At 73.7% G+C, this 17,168-nt stretch carries 10 protein-coding genes; 4 read left to right on the top strand and 6 right to left on the bottom strand.

Annotated features, from left to right (window positions below; genetic code table 11):
• Window positions 1–85: 85 nt before the first annotated feature.
• From trmB to AB0I49_RS16715, 3 genes are all read right to left on the bottom strand, one after another.
• On the bottom strand, window positions 86–904 hold the full coding sequence (gene trmB / locus AB0I49_RS16725) for a tRNA (guanosine(46)-N7)-methyltransferase TrmB (protein WP_363227693.1): 819 nt from the start codon (window positions 902–904) through the stop codon (window positions 86–88).
• An 86-nt stretch (window positions 905–990) separates the two neighbouring features.
• The gene (lhgO, locus tag AB0I49_RS16720) at window positions 991–2,205 is read right to left on the bottom strand and encodes an L-2-hydroxyglutarate oxidase (RefSeq protein ID WP_363227889.1); all 1,215 of its coding nucleotides are present in this window, start codon (window positions 2,203–2,205) and stop codon (window positions 991–993) included.
• A 262-nt stretch (window positions 2,206–2,467) separates the two neighbouring features.
• The gene (locus AB0I49_RS16715) at window positions 2,468–3,913 is read right to left on the bottom strand and encodes an MFS transporter (protein ID WP_363227692.1); all 1,446 of its coding nucleotides are present in this window, start codon (window positions 3,911–3,913) and stop codon (window positions 2,468–2,470) included.
• Window positions 3,914–4,907: 994 nt separating this feature from the next.
• Here AB0I49_RS16715 and AB0I49_RS16710 point away from each other — a divergent pair.
• Entirely contained in the window at window positions 4,908–7,022 is a 2,115-nt protein-coding gene (locus tag AB0I49_RS16710) for an asparagine synthase-related protein (RefSeq protein WP_363227691.1), read from the top strand.
• Between the two features lie 192 nt (window positions 7,023–7,214).
• Here the strand turns inward: AB0I49_RS16710 and AB0I49_RS16705 are convergent, their stop codons facing one another.
• Window positions 7,215–9,614 carry a sigma-70 family RNA polymerase sigma factor gene (locus tag AB0I49_RS16705; RefSeq protein WP_363227690.1) on the bottom strand — a complete coding sequence of 800 codons (2,400 nt, stop codon included), beginning with the start codon at window positions 9,612–9,614 and terminating at the stop codon, window positions 7,215–7,217.
• 239 nt (window positions 9,615–9,853) lie between these two features.
• Window positions 9,854–10,621, bottom strand: coding sequence for a helix-turn-helix domain-containing protein (locus tag AB0I49_RS16700; RefSeq protein ID WP_363227689.1), 768 nt, complete (start codon window positions 10,619–10,621; stop codon window positions 9,854–9,856).
• A gap of 427 nt (window positions 10,622–11,048) precedes the next feature.
• Between AB0I49_RS16700 and AB0I49_RS16695 the strand changes: the two genes are divergently transcribed.
• Together AB0I49_RS16695 and AB0I49_RS16690 are read left to right on the top strand one after the other, a co-directional pair.
• Window positions 11,049–12,392, top strand: a complete 1,344-nt coding sequence (locus AB0I49_RS16695) for an NAD(P)/FAD-dependent oxidoreductase (protein WP_363227688.1) — start codon at window positions 11,049–11,051, stop codon at window positions 12,390–12,392.
• Between the two features lie 247 nt (window positions 12,393–12,639).
• Complete coding sequence (locus tag AB0I49_RS16690) at window positions 12,640–14,589, top strand: SpoIIE family protein phosphatase (protein WP_363227687.1); 1,950 nt, start codon at window positions 12,640–12,642, stop codon at window positions 14,587–14,589.
• Between the two features lie 93 nt (window positions 14,590–14,682).
• On the opposite strand, the gene AB0I49_RS16685 is transcribed toward AB0I49_RS16690, so the two are convergent.
• Window positions 14,683–15,981 (bottom strand): MFS transporter, encoded by a 1,299-nt coding sequence (locus AB0I49_RS16685; RefSeq protein WP_363227685.1) that lies wholly within the window; start codon window positions 15,979–15,981, stop codon window positions 14,683–14,685.
• Window positions 15,982–16,121: 140 nt separating this feature from the next.
• On the opposite strand from AB0I49_RS16685, the gene AB0I49_RS16680 reads away from it, so the two are divergent.
• On the top strand, window positions 16,122–16,670 hold the full coding sequence (locus tag AB0I49_RS16680; RefSeq protein ID WP_363227684.1) for a MarR family transcriptional regulator: 549 nt from the start codon (window positions 16,122–16,124) through the stop codon (window positions 16,668–16,670).
• Window positions 16,671–17,168 lie beyond the last annotated feature (498 nt).

The raw sequence follows: 17,168 nt of genomic DNA, 5'->3' as shown, positions 1-17,168 counted from the left end.
CCGACAAGACAATCGGGCGGTCAGCCGCCAGCGGCAGCGGGCCAGCGGCAGCGGGCCAGCGGCAGCGGGCCAGCGGCAGTGGAACTCAGCGGCGGCGGAACAGCAGGTCATGCACCACATGGCCCTTGTCCAGGCCCTGGCCCTCGAACCTGGTCAGCGGCCGGTACTCGGGGCGCGGCGCGTAACCGCCCCCAGGCTCTACGTTCTCGAAGTGCGGATCCGCGTCGAGCACCTCAAGCATCTGCTCCGCGTACGGCTCCCAGTCCGTCGCGCAGTGCAGCACCGCGCCGGGGGCCAGCCGCGTCGCCGCCAGCGCCAGGAACTCCGGCTGGATCAGCCGCCGCTTGTGGTGCCGCTTCTTCGGCCACGGGTCCGGGAAGTACACCCGCATGCCCGCGAGCGCGTCCGGCACGAGCATCTCGCGCAGCAGGATGATCGCGTCGCCGTTGGCCACCCGCACATTGGACAGGCCGCCCCGCTCCGCCAGGCTCAGCAGGTTGCCCTGGCCGGGCGTGTGCACATCGCAGGCCAGGATGCCGGTGCCGGGGTCGGCCGCCGCCATCCGCGCCGTCGCCTCGCCCATGCCGAACCCGATCTCCAGGACCACCGGCAGCTCCGGGTCGCCGAAGAGCTCCCCGAGGTCCAGCTCGCGCAGCCCGTCGATGTCCAGCCCCCACTTCGGCCACAGGCGGCGCAGCGCGTCGCCCTGGCCCGCCGTGACGCGGCTGCGGCGCGGCTGGAACGAGCGGATGCGGCGCTCATGGTGCGAGCCCGCCGGGTCCGGCGCCGGGCCGTCGGGGAACATCGGCTCGCGGCGGTCGCGGACGCGCCCCTCGTCGGCCTCACGGGCGTCGGGGGCGGCACCGGGGTTCGCAGCGGGATTCGCAGTGGGGTTCTCGGACACAATTACTCGATTCTACGGAACCCGGGCCGGGCCCGGTCGCAGCCCGCCTGTCACCCCGCTCCCACCCCCTGCTCTCCGCCCACCCCCTACTCTCCGCCCATCGCCGTCAGCGCCCGCCGCGCCACCTCTCTCCCGATCGGCAGCGACGCCGTAGCCGCCGGGGACGGCGCGTTCAGCACGTGCACCACCCGCGACGACTCGGCAAAGAGGAAATCGTCCACGAGCGTCCCGTCCCGCAGTACCGCCTGCGCCCGCACGCCGGCCGTCGCCGGTATCAGATCGCCCTCGGCCACCTCCGGCAGCAGGCGGCGCACCGCCTCCGTGAAGGCCCGCTTGGACAGCGAGCGGCGCAGCTCGCCCGCTCCGTAGCGCCAGTGGCGGCGCGCTATCCGCCACGCGCCCGGGTACCCCAGCGTCCCGGCGATCTCCGCCGGCCGTACGGTCCGCCAGTCGTACCCCTCGCGGGCCAGGGCGGGGACGGCGTTGGGCCCCACATGGACGCCCCCGCCGACGCCTCGGGTGAGATGCACGCCGAGGAAGGGGAAGGCCGGGTCGGGGACCGGGTACACCAGGCCGCGCACCAGGTCCGTACGGGCCGGGGACAGGTCGAAGTACTCCCCGCGGAACGGCACGATCCGCATGCCCGGATCGTCGCCCGCCAGCCGGGCGACGCGGTCGCAGCGCAACCCCGCGCAGTTGACCAGGGCCCGTGCCCGTACCACCTCGCCCGCCGCCGTACGGACCGCGACCGCCGGTCCGCGCCGGCCGATCACGGTCGCCTCCGCCCCGTACCGCACCGACGCCCCGGCGTCCGCCGCCAGATCCGCCAGCCGCCGCGCCACCGCGCCGAAGTCGCACACGCCGGTCGTCGCGACGTGGATCGCCGCGAGGCCGCGGACGTGCGGCTCGAACTCCGCTATCTGCGCGGGGCCCAGCTCCCGCACCGGGATGCCGTTCTCCCTGCCGCGCTGGACCAGGGCGTGCAGCCGCGGCAGCTCCGCCCGCTCCGTCGCGACGATCAGCTTGCCCGTGACCTCGTGCGCGATGCCGTGCTCGACGCAGAACTTGACCATCTCCGCCGCGCCCTGCATCGCGAACCGCGCCTTCAGCGACCCCGGCCGGTAGTAGATGCCGCTGTGGATCACGCCGCTGTTCCGGCCGGTCTGATGGCGGGCCGGGCCGGACTCCTTTTCCAACACGGTGACGCGGGTGCCGGGCGCGGCACGGGTGATCGCATACGCCGTCGACAAGCCGACGATCCCGCCCCCGATCACCAGCACATCGCACTCGTACGCCGCCACCACGTCACCTCCCGCCCCGAAGCCCCCGAGGCGCCGCACCGGCCCCTCTCTCCCAGCGTTCCCCATCATGGCGCGTGCCACTGACAACGCCGCCGACAACGCTGACAACGGGGCGAAATCGCAGGGGCGGCCTGGTCCGGACCGTCCGCGTCCCGGCCGTCCACAGCCGGGCGACGACGACCACAGACGACTCTTCACCCAGCCTGTCCACTCCGACAGAGCCCTGCCGCGCCCGCTCCCTCCACCCCGGCGTGAAATCCCCTCACGCCGGCGTGACCAGCAGCGGCCGCGCCCGCTCCCGCAGCTCGACGACGCGCGGCTCGTCCCCGTACGGCTCCAGGCGGTGCAGCAGGTCGCGCACGTACTCCGTCGTACGGGCCGACGAGATCCGCCCCGCCACCTCCACCGCCCGCGTCCCGGCCGCGCACGCCGCGTCCAGATTGCCCGATTCCAGCTCGGCGACGGCCGAGACCACCAGCCGCAGCCCGTGCGAGCGGACGAATTCCTCCGTCGGCCGGGACAGCGCCTGCTCGGTGAAGCGCTGCACCTGCCGCGGCATCTTCAGGTCGCGGTAGCACTCGGCGGCGTCGGCGGCGAACCGCTCGTGGGAGTAGAAGTCGAGCCAGGACGGGTCCCCGTCGCCCTGCCGCGCCCGCTCCAGCCACCCCTCGGCGGCCTTCAGCGCCGTGCCGCAGGCGGGCCCGTCGTTCGCCTTCGCGTGGGCGCGCGCCTCGACCAGCCGGAAGAAGCTCATGGTGCGCGCCGTGGCGAGGCCGCGGTTGCGCTCCAGGGCGGCCTGGGCGAGGTCCACGCCCTCGTCCGCGAACCCCCGGTACGTCGCCTGGAGGCTCATCGACGCCAGTACGTACCCCCCGAGCGGCACGTCCGCCGCCGCCCGCGCGAGCCGCAGCGCCTGGATGTAGTAGCGCTGCGCGGCCTCCTGCTGGCCGGTGTCGAAGGCCATCCAGCCGGCGAGGCGGGTCAGCTCGGAGGTGGCGCCGAAGAGCGAACGCCCCACGTCGTCGCTGTACGAGCCGAGGAGCAACGGTGCGGCGTCCACCCGCAGGCACTCGGGCACCATGGAGGAACGCCAGTCGCCGCCGCCGTACTTGGAATCCCAGCGGCGCGCGTCGTCCGCCGCCTCGCGGAGTTTGGTCACGTCGGAGTGGCCGACGCGCTGCGGTAAGCCCTCCGGGCCGCCGCCCGCGTCCGCCTCCTTGGCGGCCTGGTGCGCCTCGCGCGCCACCGAGCCGTCGGCCGGGGTTATCAGCCAGCGGGACGCCGGGGTGGCGTACGCGCTGACGGAGAAGGAACCGGCCAGGCTCTGCCAGATCCCGCCGCCTCCGCGCCGTCCGGCCAGGTCCAGCCGGTAGAGGTCGGTGGCGGCCCGTACGGCCTGGCCGACGTCGCGCGGGAAGGCGAGGCCGACCTCGGGCGCGGGGTCCGCGTCCGCCAGCCCGATCTCGTGCAGCGGCACCGGCCGGCCGAGTTTGCTGCCGATGGCGGCGGCGATCAGATGGGGCGCGGCCCCCTGGGGCACCATCCCCTTGGAGACCCACCGCGCGACCGACGTCTTGTCGTACCGAAGCGTCAATCCGCGCTGTGCGCCCAGGTCGTTGACCCTGCGCGCGAGGCCGGCGTTACTGATCCCCGCGAGGGCGAGTACGGTCCCGAGCTTCTCATTCGGCCCGCGTAGCTCCCTGGACATGCGCACCCCTCGCCAGCACCGACGGCCGCCCCGGCATAGGCGCGGGGCATTCGTAAACCCAGCGTAGTTCCCTGGATCCCGACCGTTAAGGGGTGCGGACCCGGATGGCGGGATTCTGGTCCGTGTGCACGTGCATCGAGGGGCATGTGCTCCGCCTGTGTGTGGCCGTGCGCCTACCGTGCGCTCTGCACGGGCCATCGCGGGAGCGCTTCCATGGGTGATGCGTGGGTCGGCCCGCTGTACTGGATCGAGTGGGCTGGGGGACACCGCCGCCTCATTCCCCGCGGGCGGCGGAACGGTCCGGGGGGCGGAGTCCGCCTCCCGGACTGTGACATCGCGGTCCGGGCATCGGGGACGCGCGCGCCCAAGTAGGGCGCGGCCGAGTTTGGCTGAATATGGCGCATGCCGTTGTGGCCGGCATGCGCGTACGAGCCGAGCTCCCGTCCGGGCCGGGGAGGGGGCGGCCCGGCGGGCAACGGCCTGGTGCGCATCGGTTCCATGGGTCGGACCGGGTGCGTGGCGGACCGGCGCACGGCAGCACGGTGCGCGACGGCCGGGCCACCCCCTCCTTTTGCGCGCCCGCAACTTCCGCGCTTATGCGCCTTTTTCGGCCTACGGGCCGGGCTGCCCGCCCCCGCGACTGCCGAGCCCCCGCGACCGCCGAGCCCCCGCCGCCAGGCCACCGTCGCCACGCCGCGTCGCCACCACCCGTCGCTCCCCGCGCCCCCTCGTCGCCACCCGCCGCGCGCCCGCGCGCCCCGCGCGTCGCCGTCCGGCGCACGCCTCCTACGCACCTCCGGTGCGCCGCTCGCGCGCCCCACTCATGGCAGCATGGACCCAGCACGGTCCATGACAGTGCGGCATTTCGCCCCAGTTGAGGCCGAGTTGGTTGATAAGGCGTGATCAACACGCTGACCGGGCGATGCCGAAACTGTCAGCCTCTTGTGCATGATGACTGCTACCTGTTGATTGTCCACACCCTGTGGAGGCCGCGATGCGGTGGTTGGTGGGGTGGAGCAGTGCCGCCTCCGGGACCGGTCCCCGTGCTACCCGGCGAGGCGCCGGGGCCGACGGCTCCACGGTGCATCCGGTCGGCGCGCAGCTCCTGTGGGGCGACCCCGACCCGCTGTGGGCCGTCGGCGACTGGCGGCCCGACGAGGTCCGCGTCGTGCAGGCCGACCCCTTCACCCGCCTCGCCGTCCTCGGCTGCTGCGGCGCGAGCGACGAGGAACTGCGCGTCGGACTGCTGGCGGCGCGCGGGGGCGCACTGCGGCATCTGACGGCCTGGAGCGGCAGTTACACGGCGGTCGCACAGGTCGGCCGCCGGGTCACGGTCGCGGGGGACCTGGCGGGCGCGCGCCCCGTCTTCCACACCGAATGGGCCCGCGGCACCGCCTACGCCACCGCCGCCCTGCCGCTGGCCGACCTGGTCGAAGCCCAGCTGAACATCGGCCACCTCGCGGCGCTGCTCGCCTGCCCCGACTCCCCGGAGGCGCTCGGCGACGGCACGCCCTACATCGGGGTGCGGCGCGTGCCGCCCGGCCATGCGCTCGTACTGCGGGACGGCGCGCGCGACATCATCGGTTACGAGCCAACGGCCTCGCTCGCCGTCGCCGCGCCTCAACTTGCCGCCGACGACGCGGTGGCAGGCGTCCGGGACGCCCTCGTGGAGGCCGTACGGGCGCGGCTGGACGCGCCGCGCCACGCACCGGAGACCGAGTTCGGGGACCTCGACCCCGGGCCCGTACCGGGCATGGGACCGGCCTACCGGCGCGCCTCGCGCGGCGGGCCCGCGCCCGGCATCGGCGCCGACCTGTCCGGCGGCAGCGCCTCCGCGACCCTCGCGCTGCTGGCCGCCGGGCTGCCCGGCGTCCCCGGCACGCTCTTCGGTCACGGCACCGGCGCGGGCGAGCGGCTGCTCGCCGTCACCTTCAACGACCTCGCCACGGGCAACGGCCGCTCCCGCCAGGCCGAGCTGGAGCGCGCCCGCGCCATCGCCGACAACCCGCGGCTGCACCACGTCGTGGTCACCGCGGGCGAAGAGGCCCTGCCCTACGCCGACCTGGAGGGGCCCCTCACCGACGAACCCGGCCCCTCCCTCGTCACCGCCGAGCGCCACCGCCGGCGCCTCACCGCGGGCAGCGCCGACCACCTCGTGGGCCACGGCGCCCGCCAGGTCCTCGACGCCCACCCGGCGCGCCTCGCCGACCTGCTGATGGACCGCCGCCGCCGGCATCTGCTGCGCCCCGTGTCGGCCCTCGCGCGCGCCGACGGGCCCGCCGCGCACTCCTTCTTCGTCCCCTTCACCGTCTACCGCGCGGCGCGCAAGCTGGCCCGTACGTCCTACAGGGACGGCCTTGAGGCCGCCGCCGGGCGGCTGCTGGAGGCCGGCCGTCCGGGCTCGGAGCTGGAACCCGCCGTCCCGGGGGCGGTGGGCGCCTCCCTGGCGGCCCTCACCTGGTTCCGGCCGGGCCCCGCCGCGCGCTGGCTCACGGGCGAGGCGCTCGCTGAAGTATCGGTTCGCCTGGGGACCGCGGCGACCCGCCCCGGCGGCCTGCGGCGCCCCGGCGAGCGCCGCGCCTCCGCCGCGCTGGCCCGGCACGCCGCCGACCACCGCATCTTCGAGCAGGCCGCGGAGGTGCGCAGCCAGCGACTGCACGCGCCGTTCCTGGACAACCAGGTCGTACGGGCCTGCCGCGCGCTCCCCGAGTCGCTCCGCGTGCAACCGGGGGCGCGCGCCTCCGTCCTGCGTGCTGTCCTGGCCGGTGCGGGCATCCGCGAACTGCCGCCGGGCTGGGGCGCCACCTCCCACGCCTCGCACGCGGCAGCGGTACGGGCGGGGCTGCGGATGTCCGTGGGACGCCTGGTGGAGATATTCGAGACCCCGCTGCTGGCCGACGCCGGGCTGGTCGAGGCCCGGGTGGTCCGCAAGGCGCTCCGCGCCGCGGCCGAGGGCGAACTCCTGCCGCTCGACGGGCTCGCGGAACTGGTCTCCACGGAACTGTGGCTGCGCCGCCTCCTCTCCCGCCGCGGCAGCTGCTGGACGGGCTCGGAGGCGCCGCGGCAGCGGGCGGTCGCGGGCGGGGTCATGCCGCGGACCAGCTTGTGAGCGTCCGCTCCGGCGGGCGGCGAGGCGGACCGGCCGGATCGCTCACGGGCGTACGTACGGCCGGATCGCTCACGCGCGTGCCTACGTCCGTACCGCTCGCACGCGTGCGTACGTCCGTACCGCTCACGCGCGTACGTACGCCCGTACTGCTCGCACGCGTGCGTACGTCCGTACCGTCTCCCCGACCGGCGCCTACCGGCAGCTGAGCCGCGACTGCGCCCAGTCCGCGAGCGCCACCGTGCTCATCGGGGACGTCGACTCCACGACCAGCCGGACCGTCTTGCGGCCCGTCAGCGGCACATGCACCGACACCGCCGGGTCCCCGCCGTGCACCACGCCCGAGCGCCACAGCCGCGCCGCGTCCCCGAACACCGAGAACCGGACCTCGCCCAGCCCCATCGTCATGTCGTCCACCCCGGCCACCGCGTCGTACGACGAGCAGGGGCGGTTGAGGTCGATGGTCACCGACGACGGGGCGTGCACCGTCACCCCGTGCCCGTACTTCGTGTCGTTGATGTGCAGTCCCCAGCGCTGCCACAGCCAGCTGCTTGCGCCCGGCCGCACCTCCGGCTCCGTGCCGTCGCCCAGCCCTCCGTACCGCAACGTGTTGAGCTGGAAGACGGCCGGCGCGGGCGCCGGGGGAGTGGGCTTCGGCGTCGGCTTCGGGGGCGGCGGAGTGGGCTTCGGCGTCGGTTTCGGGGGAGTCGGCTTCGGCGCGGGCGGCTTCGGCTTGGGTTTCGGCTTCGGCGGCGGCGCGGGGGGCGGCTTCGGTTTCGACGACGGCTTCGGAGGTGGGGGTTTCGGGGCCGGCGGCTTGGCCGGAGGCGGCGGTTCAGGGGCTGGCGCGACCGGTGCCGCGGTGGGCTTGGCCTGCGGCTTCTTCGGCGGCTCGGGGTTGCTGCCGGCCAGGGCGTAGGCGAGGACAGCGCCCGCGACGACCACCGCGGCCGCGCCGATGCCGACCTTCGCGGGCGCGCCGAGCCCCTTGCCGGCGGCGGCGCCGCTCGCCGCACTGCCCGACGCCCCGCCCGCTGCGCCCCCCGCGGACCCACCCGCGGCGCCGCCCGACGCTCCCCCCGCGGTCCCGCCTGCCGCACCGCCCGCCGCGCTGCCCGTCGCGCCGCTTCCGGTGGCGGCGGCCGCCACCCCCGCGCCCGCGGCGGCCCCGGCGCCCGCCAGTCCCACGGCGGCCCCGGCGGCAGCCTTGGCCGTGTACGCGGCGGCGAACCACCCGATGACCGCGATCGGCAGCAGCGAGCGGATCCGCTCGTTGACGTCCGCGACCTCCAGGGCCGCGGTGCGGCACTTCGCGCAGTTCTCCAGATGCTTGCGCAGCCCCCGCTCGGCCCGCATCCGCAGCCCGCCGCGCGCGTACGCGCCGAGCCGGTCCGCGTACCGGGCGCAGTCGCCGCCCGACGTCAGGGACGTGTTCACATGGGCCTGGAGATACGCCTGCTTGAGGCCCTCGCGCGCCCGGTGCGCCAGCACCGCCGTCGCGTTGGCCGTCAGCCCGAGCAGCGGCGCGACCTCGCTGGGCGACTCCTCCTCGACCGTGGTGTGCCACAGCACGGTCTGCCAGCGCGGCGGCAGGCTGCGAAACGCCTGCACGGCCAGGGACGCCTCGGCCTCCTGCATGGCCCGTACGTCCGCGCCCAGGTCGAGCGTCTCCTCGTCCGAGGCCGAGGTACGGGCCGACGACGACGCGAACACCGCGAAGTCCTCGACCAATTGCTCCCGCTTGGCCGTCTTGCCCCACGCCGCGGCGACCCGCCGCACCGTGGTCAGCAGGTACGCGCGCACGGCGGAGTCCGGGCCCGCGCCGCGCTGCACGGCCTGCAGCGTCCGCGCGAAGACCTCGTTGGTCAGGTCCTCGGCGGTGTGGTCGTCCCGGCAGCAGCTACGGGCGTACCGGCGGACCGAGTCGGCGTGCCGCCGGTACAGCTCCTCGTACGCCGCGTTGGCGTGCGCGGCGTCCGCGTCCAGCGCGCCGCCGCGCATACGGGCCACCAACTCGGTGTCCGAAGGCGGCACTTCCACGTCCTCGCCGACACCACCGCTGCCGGTGCTGCCGCCGGTCGCGCCACTGCCGCGCGCGCTGCTGCCGCGCGCGTCGTCGCCGTCCGCAGCGCCACGGCCTGTACCGCTGCCGGCCGCAGCACCGAGGCCCGAAGCGCGACGGCCCGAAGTGCTACGGGCCGAAGTGCTACGAGCCGAGGTGCTACGGGCCGAAGCGCCGTGGCCCGAAGCGCCGCCGGCCGTCTCGCCGCCGCCTGTGGCACCGCCGTTGGCGGCGTCCCCGAAGGAGCCGCCGCCGTTGCGCTGCTGCGGCACGCTCGGTTCGGCGTCGCCGAAGCTCTCCGGGCCCTCGGAGCCCTCGGAGCCCTCGGACGCGCCCGATGCGCCGGACGCGCCCGAACTGCCGCTCGCCCCCGGGCCGTTCGGACCGTTCGCGCCATCCGAACTGCCAGGAGCACGGGAGCCGTCACGCCTGTTCGAACTGCCGGGCGCGCCCGGACCGCGCGGCGCGCCCGAACCGCCGGGAGCGTCCGAGCCACTCGGGCCCGCTTCGAACGGGCCTCCCTGGCTCGGCACTTGGTGAGCCGGGCGTGCGCCCGGTTCCCCGCTCCCGCGCGGCTCTTCCCGCCCGTCAACACCCATCGCGGAGGCCCCCGTACACGCCGTCGCTCCCGAACACCGGGCAAGCGTGCCATACGGTCGGTCACCACAACCCCGCCTGGGAAAGCAACCACTCATCCGGGGTGTTTTCGCACACCGGAGCAGTAACCATCACCCGTTCGGGGAAGGATCGTCGGACGGTCAGGTCACGAGCGCTACCCCACGGGGCGCGACCGCAGACCCTCCAACAGGATGTCCAGCAGCCGTGCCGACGCCGCCGCCTGCTGTGCCGCGTCGGGCAGCGAAGGCGCCGCCGTGGCGATCACCAGCAGCACGTCCGCGACCGTCACGTCCGCGCGCAGCTCGCCCGCGGCCCGTGCCCGGTCCACGAGCTGGCCCACGACCTCCAGCAGCGCCGCCGCTCCCGCGTCGTCCTGTTCCTCGACGACGACGGGCCGCTGCTCGACGAGCCGCAGTTCGTGCAGCTGGTTGATCGAGGAGCCCGGCTGCCGCTGCTGCGGCACCCGCGCCTCGACCGAGTGCGCCGCCCTGGCCTCCTCGGCCGCGGCCTCGGAGTCCACGTCGACGCCGACCCGCAGCACCTGCGGCGGCAGCAGCCGCCCGGCGCCCGACGCCACCGACGTGCGCAGGAACCGGGACAGCGCCGACCACGGCTCGTCCTCCTGCCCCAGCGCGGCCCGTGCCTGCTCGGTCAGGCGCGCCGTCTCCTCCTCGGCTATCCGCCGGACCAGCACGTCCTTGCTCGGGAACCTGCGGTACACGGTCCCGACGCCCACCCGGGCCCGGCGCGCCACGTCCTCCATCGGCGCGCCGTACCCGAGCTCGCCGAAGACCTCGCGAGCGGCCCGTAGTACGTGCTCGAGATTGCGCTGTGCGTCCACACGCAAAGGCGTGTGGCGGCTGCCATTGGCGTCGGACGACGCGACAGCAGCAGCCGACCAATGAGATCCCTGAATGTGCATAAGCATTCCCCCGGTAATGACGTCTCCCCCCGGAGACTCCCCGCCCTGACTGCCGAGGCGTGTCTCACCACCCCGACCAGGTACGAACATAGTTGAGCCCGCGTCAAGAAAGAAGGGGGAGTTCCGCACGGACCGCCCCACGATCGGAGCACCGAACCGAACCGTTCGGATCGGCCGCTCCCCAACCGTCCCATGGCCTGCGGCTGACCTGCGGGCTTTCGTCACCGCGCCGCGACCGGACCCCGGAGTGCTCCCCTCCGCCACCGGTCACACATTTCGCCGGGCCTGTGGACAAATTCTTGTTGCCGGTGCGTCATGGGAGGGTGCTGTGCTTTCCCGGGGTCACAGCATCCGTCAGCGGCCGAGCCGCGCCGGGCCCCCGGCCGGGCACCCCCTCGGGCTGGGCGACATCGCGAGGAGATCCTCTGTGAAGGAACCGGCGCGCATTCTGATTGTCGGCGGCGGCTACGTAGGCATGTACACGGCGCTGCGCCTCCAGCGGAAGCTGAAGGCGGACGAAGCGCAGGTCACCGTGGTGGACCCGGATCCGTATATGACCTACCAGCCGTTCCTCCCCGAGGCCGCGGCCGGCTCCATCTCCCCGCGCCACGTCGTCGTCCCGCTGCGCCGCACTCTGCCCAAATGCCAGGTCCTCGTCGGCGAGGCCACCGCCATCGACCACGCGAAGCGCACCGCGACCGTCAAGACCCTCGCCGCCGACGAGGAGGGCGCCGGCGGCGTCGAGCTCCGCTACGACGAGCTGGTCCTCGCCCCCGGCTCCGTGTCGCGCACCCTCCCGATCCCGGGCCTGGCCGAATTCGGCATCGGCTTCAAGACCGTCGAAGAGGCCATCGGCCTCCGCAACCACGTGCTCGAACAGCTCGACATCGCGTCCTCCACCCGTGACCCCGAAGTCCGCGACGCGGCCCTGACCTTCGTCTTCGTCGGCGGCGGCTACGCGGGCGTCGAGGCGCTCGCCGAGCTGGAGGACATGGCGCGCTACGCCGCCCGCTACTACCACAACATCGACCCCGACGACGTGCGGTTCATCCTCGTCGAGGCCACCGGCCGCATCCTCCCCGAGGTCGGCCCCGAGATGGGCCAGTACGCCGTACGGGAGCTGCGCGGCCGCAACGTCGACGTGCGGCTCGACACCCGCCTCGACTCCTGCGAGGGCCGCGTCGCGGTGCTCAGCGACGGCTCGCGGTTCCCCACCCGTACGGTCGTATGGACCGCCGGCGTCAAACCGCACCCGGTCCTCGCCGCCACCGACCTGCCGCTCGACGGCCGCGGCCGGCTCGCCTGCACCGCGGCGCTCCAGGTGGCCGGGGCCGAACATGCCTGGGCCGCCGGGGACGCCGCCGCCGTACCGGACCTGAGCGCCGACGAGCCCGGCAAGGAGTGCGCGCCCAACGCCCAACACGCCGTACGCCAGGCGCGAGTCCTCGCCGACAACCTCATCTCGTCCCTACGGGACGAGCCTGTCCGCGACTACGCGCACAAATACGTCGGCTCCGTGGCCTCCCTGGGCCTCCACAAGGGCGTGGCGCACCTCTACGGGCGCAAGCTCAAGGGCTACCCCGCCTGGCTCATGCACCGCCTCTACCACCTCAGCCGGGTCCCCACTTTCAACCGCAAGGCGCGCGTGCTCGCCGAGTGGTCCCTCGCCGGGCTCTTCAAACGTGAGATCGTCTCGCTCGGCTCCCTGGAGAACCCGCGCGCCGAGTTCGAACTCGCCGCGGGGACGGGGCGCCACCCGGAAGGCACGTGACCCCACCCGTCCGGAGCCGGGAACTCCACCCGGACGACCGGCGTCTGACGGATGTCAGTCCGGTCGGTCACACTGGACGTGTGACCATGGGTGGGCTCGTACCTGCGAAGAGTGACAACCACGAGGACAGTGACAAGCACGAGGATCCGGACGTTTGCCGCCTTCCCTTGGAGAACTCCCCCCACAATCCCAGCCGGGCCACCGAGCAGGTGTGCAGCCCAGTAACGACACCACGAGGTAATCCTCTGTGAACTTCACCCGCTGGAGCGCCCGGCTCCCCGGAACCCAGCGCCGCGCGGCGGCGCGCACCGACCGCGGCGCGGGGCCTTCGCAGCCCCCGAGCACGGCGAGCGGCGGGGCCAACGGCTCCGTGCCCGCCGCCCGCGCCGAGACCGTGCCGCGGACCCGACTCCATGCCGCCGACAAACCCGCCGACAAAACCCCGGACAAATCCGCCGACAAGGCCGCCGACAAAGCCTGCGGCGCGACACGCCGGACCGCCACCGCGACCGCGGACGCGCCGGAGGCCCAAGGCCCCGTCCCCACCCTTGACGGGCTCTCCGTCCACGAGGTCCTCGGCCAGCTCCCCGCCCTCGTCGCCGTCGTCTACGGCCCCGAGCACCGCGTCGCGTACGTCAACGACGCCTACGCCGCGCTCTTCGGCCGCCGCGCCCCCGGCGCCCCGGCCCGTACGGCCCTCCCGGAGCTCGAAGCGCTCGGGCTGCTGCCCCTCATGGACCAGGTCCTGCGCAGCGGCAAGCCGCGCACGGTCAAGTCCCGCCGGGTCACCGCCGAAGGCGGCGACACGCCGCGCCACGGCTACTACACCTTCACCTGCACCCCGATCGAGGTCGGCGCGGCCGACACCGCCCCGGCGACAGCGCGCCCGCCCGACCCCGAGCGCGACGACGGCGCCCTGCCCCATGAGCGCACCGCGACGGGCGGCGCCCACGAGGCCGACGGGGCGCACGGAACGCACGAGTCGCCCGGCCCTCGCGAGCCGTATCAAGGGGTGCTCGTCTTCGCCGCCGACGTCACCGACCAGATCGAGTCCGCCGAGCGGCTGCGCGCCAGCGAGCGCCGCCAGCGCGAGGCCGCCGTCACGCTCCAGCGCAGCCTGCTGCCCCAGGAGCTGGAACAACCCGACGACCTGCGCGTCGCCGCCACCTACCAGCCCGGCGGCACCGACGCCGCCGTAGGCGGCGACTGGTACGACGTCATCACCCTCGGCGCCGGCCGCACCGCCCTGGTCATCGGCGACGTCATGGGCCGCGGAGTGCGCGCCGCCGCCGTCATGGGCCAGCTCCGCACGGCCGTACGGGCCTACGCCCGGCTCGACCTCCCGCCGCACGAGGTCCTCCAGCTGCTCGACGGCCTCGCCGCCGAGATCGACGCCAGCCAGATCGCCACCTGCGTCTACGCGGTCCACGACCCCAACGAGGGCCGTCTCGTCTACGCCTCCGCGGGCCATCTGCCCATCCTCGTCCGCGACCCCGACGGCACCGTCCGCCGCGCGGCCGAACCCACCGGCCCGCCGCTCGGCACCGGCGGCTGGCTGCACTCCTCCGGCTCCATGCCGCTCGGCCCCGGCGCCAGCGCCGTCCTCTATACGGACGGCCTCGTGGAGCGCCGCGACGAGGACATCGACACCGGCGTCGCCTCCCTGGAGCGCGCCTTCGCCGGCGCCACGGGCTCCCCGCAGGTCATGTGCGACCGGCTGCTGCGGGCCCTCGGCATCACCGCGGAGCACGACGACGACGTCGCCGTGCTCGTGCTCCAGCACCCCGCCCGTACCGGCCACGACGCCGAGCTGTTCCACAACGCCGCGCTGGAGCTCCTCGGCGGCATCGAGGCGGCCCCGCGCGCCCGCGCCTTCGCCTCGGGCGTCCTGGCCAGCTGGCGCTTCCCCACCGAGCTGCGCGACCTCGGCGTGCTGGCCGCCAGCGAGCTCGTCGCCAACTCCCTCCAGCACGGCACCCCGCCCATGCGGCTGAGACTGCGCCGCACGGACCGCCGCCTGATAATCGAAGTCACCGACGGAGACGACCACCTGCCGCGCCGCCGCAAGCCCGAACCGGCCGACGAGGCCGGCCGCGGCATCTCGATCATCGCCACCATCGCCTCCTCCTGGGGCTCACGCCGCACCCCTGGCGGCGGAAAAGCCGTCTGGTGCGAATTCGCCCTCCCCATGGGGTGAGCGGTACGGACGCGAGCCCCGTACGCGCACACGACCGTGGCCCGGAAGCGTCGGCTTCCGGGCCACGGCGGCGGTACGAGCGGCGGGGCCGGGTCAGGCGGCCACGGCAACCGAGTCCGCCGAGTCTGCCGTCTCCGCCGCCTGGGCCTGCGCCGCCTGCGCCCGCAGCGGGTTGTCCTGCCGTACGGACAGCCGGCGCCCCAGCCGCAGCGCGAGCGCGCTGATCCCGAGCGAGCACACGACCAGCATCGCTATGTAGGCGACGTACATGCCGCCCCCGGCCATCAGCCCGCCGACGGCCGGACCGATCGCCAGCGCGAGCTGCTTCACGAGGGCGAAGGCCGAGTTGTACTGGCCGACCAGCCGCGCCGGAGCCAGGTCGGCCACCAGCGGCGCCATCGTCGGCGACAGCATCGACTCGCCCAGCCCGAAGAGCGCGTACGTCGAGATGAGCAGCGTGGTGGCGACGGCCTGCGCCCCGTGCACCAGGCCCGAGACCCCGGCCGCGATCCACGCCACGGTCCAGACCACCCCGACGAGCGCGATGACCCGGCTGCGCCGCCGCCGCTCGACGAGCTTCAGCACGACGAACTGCGCCAGCACGATGGCGGCCGTGTTGGCGGCCAGCGCCACGCCCAGCGTCGCGGGGGAGATCCGGGTGACCTCGACGGCGTACGCGGACAGGCCCGACTCGAACTGACCGTAGCAGGCGAAGAACATCACGAAGCCCAGCACGCACAGCTGCACCATCGCCCGGTCCGAGAGCAGCGTCCGCCAGCCGCCCTTGGCGGCCTCCTGCGGCACCGAGTCCTCGACCTTGGTGGTGTTCGGCAGCCGTACGGTCGCCAGGATCGCGCCCAGCACCAGGAACATCACCGACTCGATCGCGAACAGCCGCACGAAGCTCGACGGGTCCGCGGTGTCCACCAGCTGCCCGCCGAGCAGCCCGCCGACGCCGAGCCCCAGGTTGTTCAGGAAGAACTGCGTCGCGAAGGACCGCGACCGGGTGGCCGGGGTGGAGCACCACACGATCATCGTGGCCAGGGCCGGCTGTATGACCGCGATGCCCGCTCCCAGGAGCGCGGCGGCGGCGATGGCCAGCGGCTCGGTCTGGGCGAGCCCGAGGCCCAGGGACCCGATGGCGGCGGAGACCGTGCCGACGACGGCCACCGGCAGCGGCCCGCGCCGGTCGATGGCGGACCCGGTGAAGGGCAGCACGGCGAGCGCGGCCACGGCGAAGGTCGCGAGGACGATGCCTGCCGTACTCGCGCCGAGGTCCCGTACCTGAGACACGTAGATGAACAGGAAGGGGACGGTGAAGCCGTTGCCGAACGCACTCAGTGCGTTGCCCAGCTGAATCCGGCGCAGTGCTGCGCCCATCGCGGTGGTCACGCTCACCTCCTAGGTAGTGAGGAGTGGGGTGGGAAGAAGGGGGTAGAGTCCAAGCCTGAAGACTTCAACTCTAAAGTTCGAAGCTAAAGAGTACATATCAAAGGGCTTTAACGCCAATCACTCGTGCCATACTGCGGCGCATGGCTGACACCCCCGGCCCACCAGAGCCGAGCCTCGACGAACAGATCGCTGCCTACCAGCGGGAGTTCCATGACCTTGATCCGCAGGTGGAGAAGGTCGTCTCGGCCCTGAGCCGCCTCAACCGCCGCATGAACGTCGCGTACGGGCGACAGACCGCCGACCTCGGCATCAGCAACACCGAGTGGGAAGTGCTCAAGGCCCTCGTACTGGCCGGCGAGCCCTACCGGCTGGGCCCCGGCGAACTGGCGAAGCGCCTCGGGCTGACCCCGGCGGCCATGACGCACCGCATCGACCGCATGGTCGGCGAGGGGCTCGTCACGCGGGAGCGCGACGAGAACAACCGGGTCCGCGTCATCATCGGCATCACGAGCGAAGGCCGCGCCAAGTGGCTGGAGGCGATGCGGATGGCGACGATCTTCGAGGGCGACCTCCTCCAGGACCTCTCGGGCGAGGAGCGCGTGGTGCTCGGCGAGATGCTGACCCGGCTGCTGCGCCGCGTCGAGGACGCCCAGCCGGACGCCGGCGGGCGCCTGAACGACCTCGACTGACGTCGGCGAGACGGCCGACCGAGACCGCCGACCGAGACCGATCGGGCCGGGTTGACACGGACGGGCCCGGTCCGTAGTGTTCTCCGAGTTGCCACGGAGCCGTAACGGTTCTTCGGCAGCCACCCCTTGAGCCGCACCGGCGGCAAATCACTACAGCAGCACGACCCCTGAACGGGACAGATTTCGGCATGCCGGAATTCGGACCGCAGACTCGATTATGAGTCGCCGGGGAAATCCGCTAACGTAGTGACCACGCCGGAAGGCGCGAGAAACCCCCTCCGACGGGGACCGGAAAAGAATTCCGACCGGAAACGGAACGGAAAACGGATCTGGTAGAGTCGGAAACGCGAAGAAGCCGAAAGGCCGAAACGCACCGGCGGAAATCAGGACCGCGAGGATCTGGTAGAGTCGGAAACGCAAGAACGAAGGGAAGCGCCCGGAGAGACCGGTGAAACGGTCACGAAGGAAGCGTCCGTTCCTTGAGAACTCAACAGCGTG

The organism is Streptomyces sp. NPDC050617 (assembly GCF_040654795.1).
GTDB lineage: Bacteria > Actinomycetota > Actinomycetes > Streptomycetales > Streptomycetaceae > Streptomyces.
The sequence above is the reverse complement of the archived record's forward strand: the minus strand, read 5'-3'. Positions and strand labels throughout refer to the sequence as shown.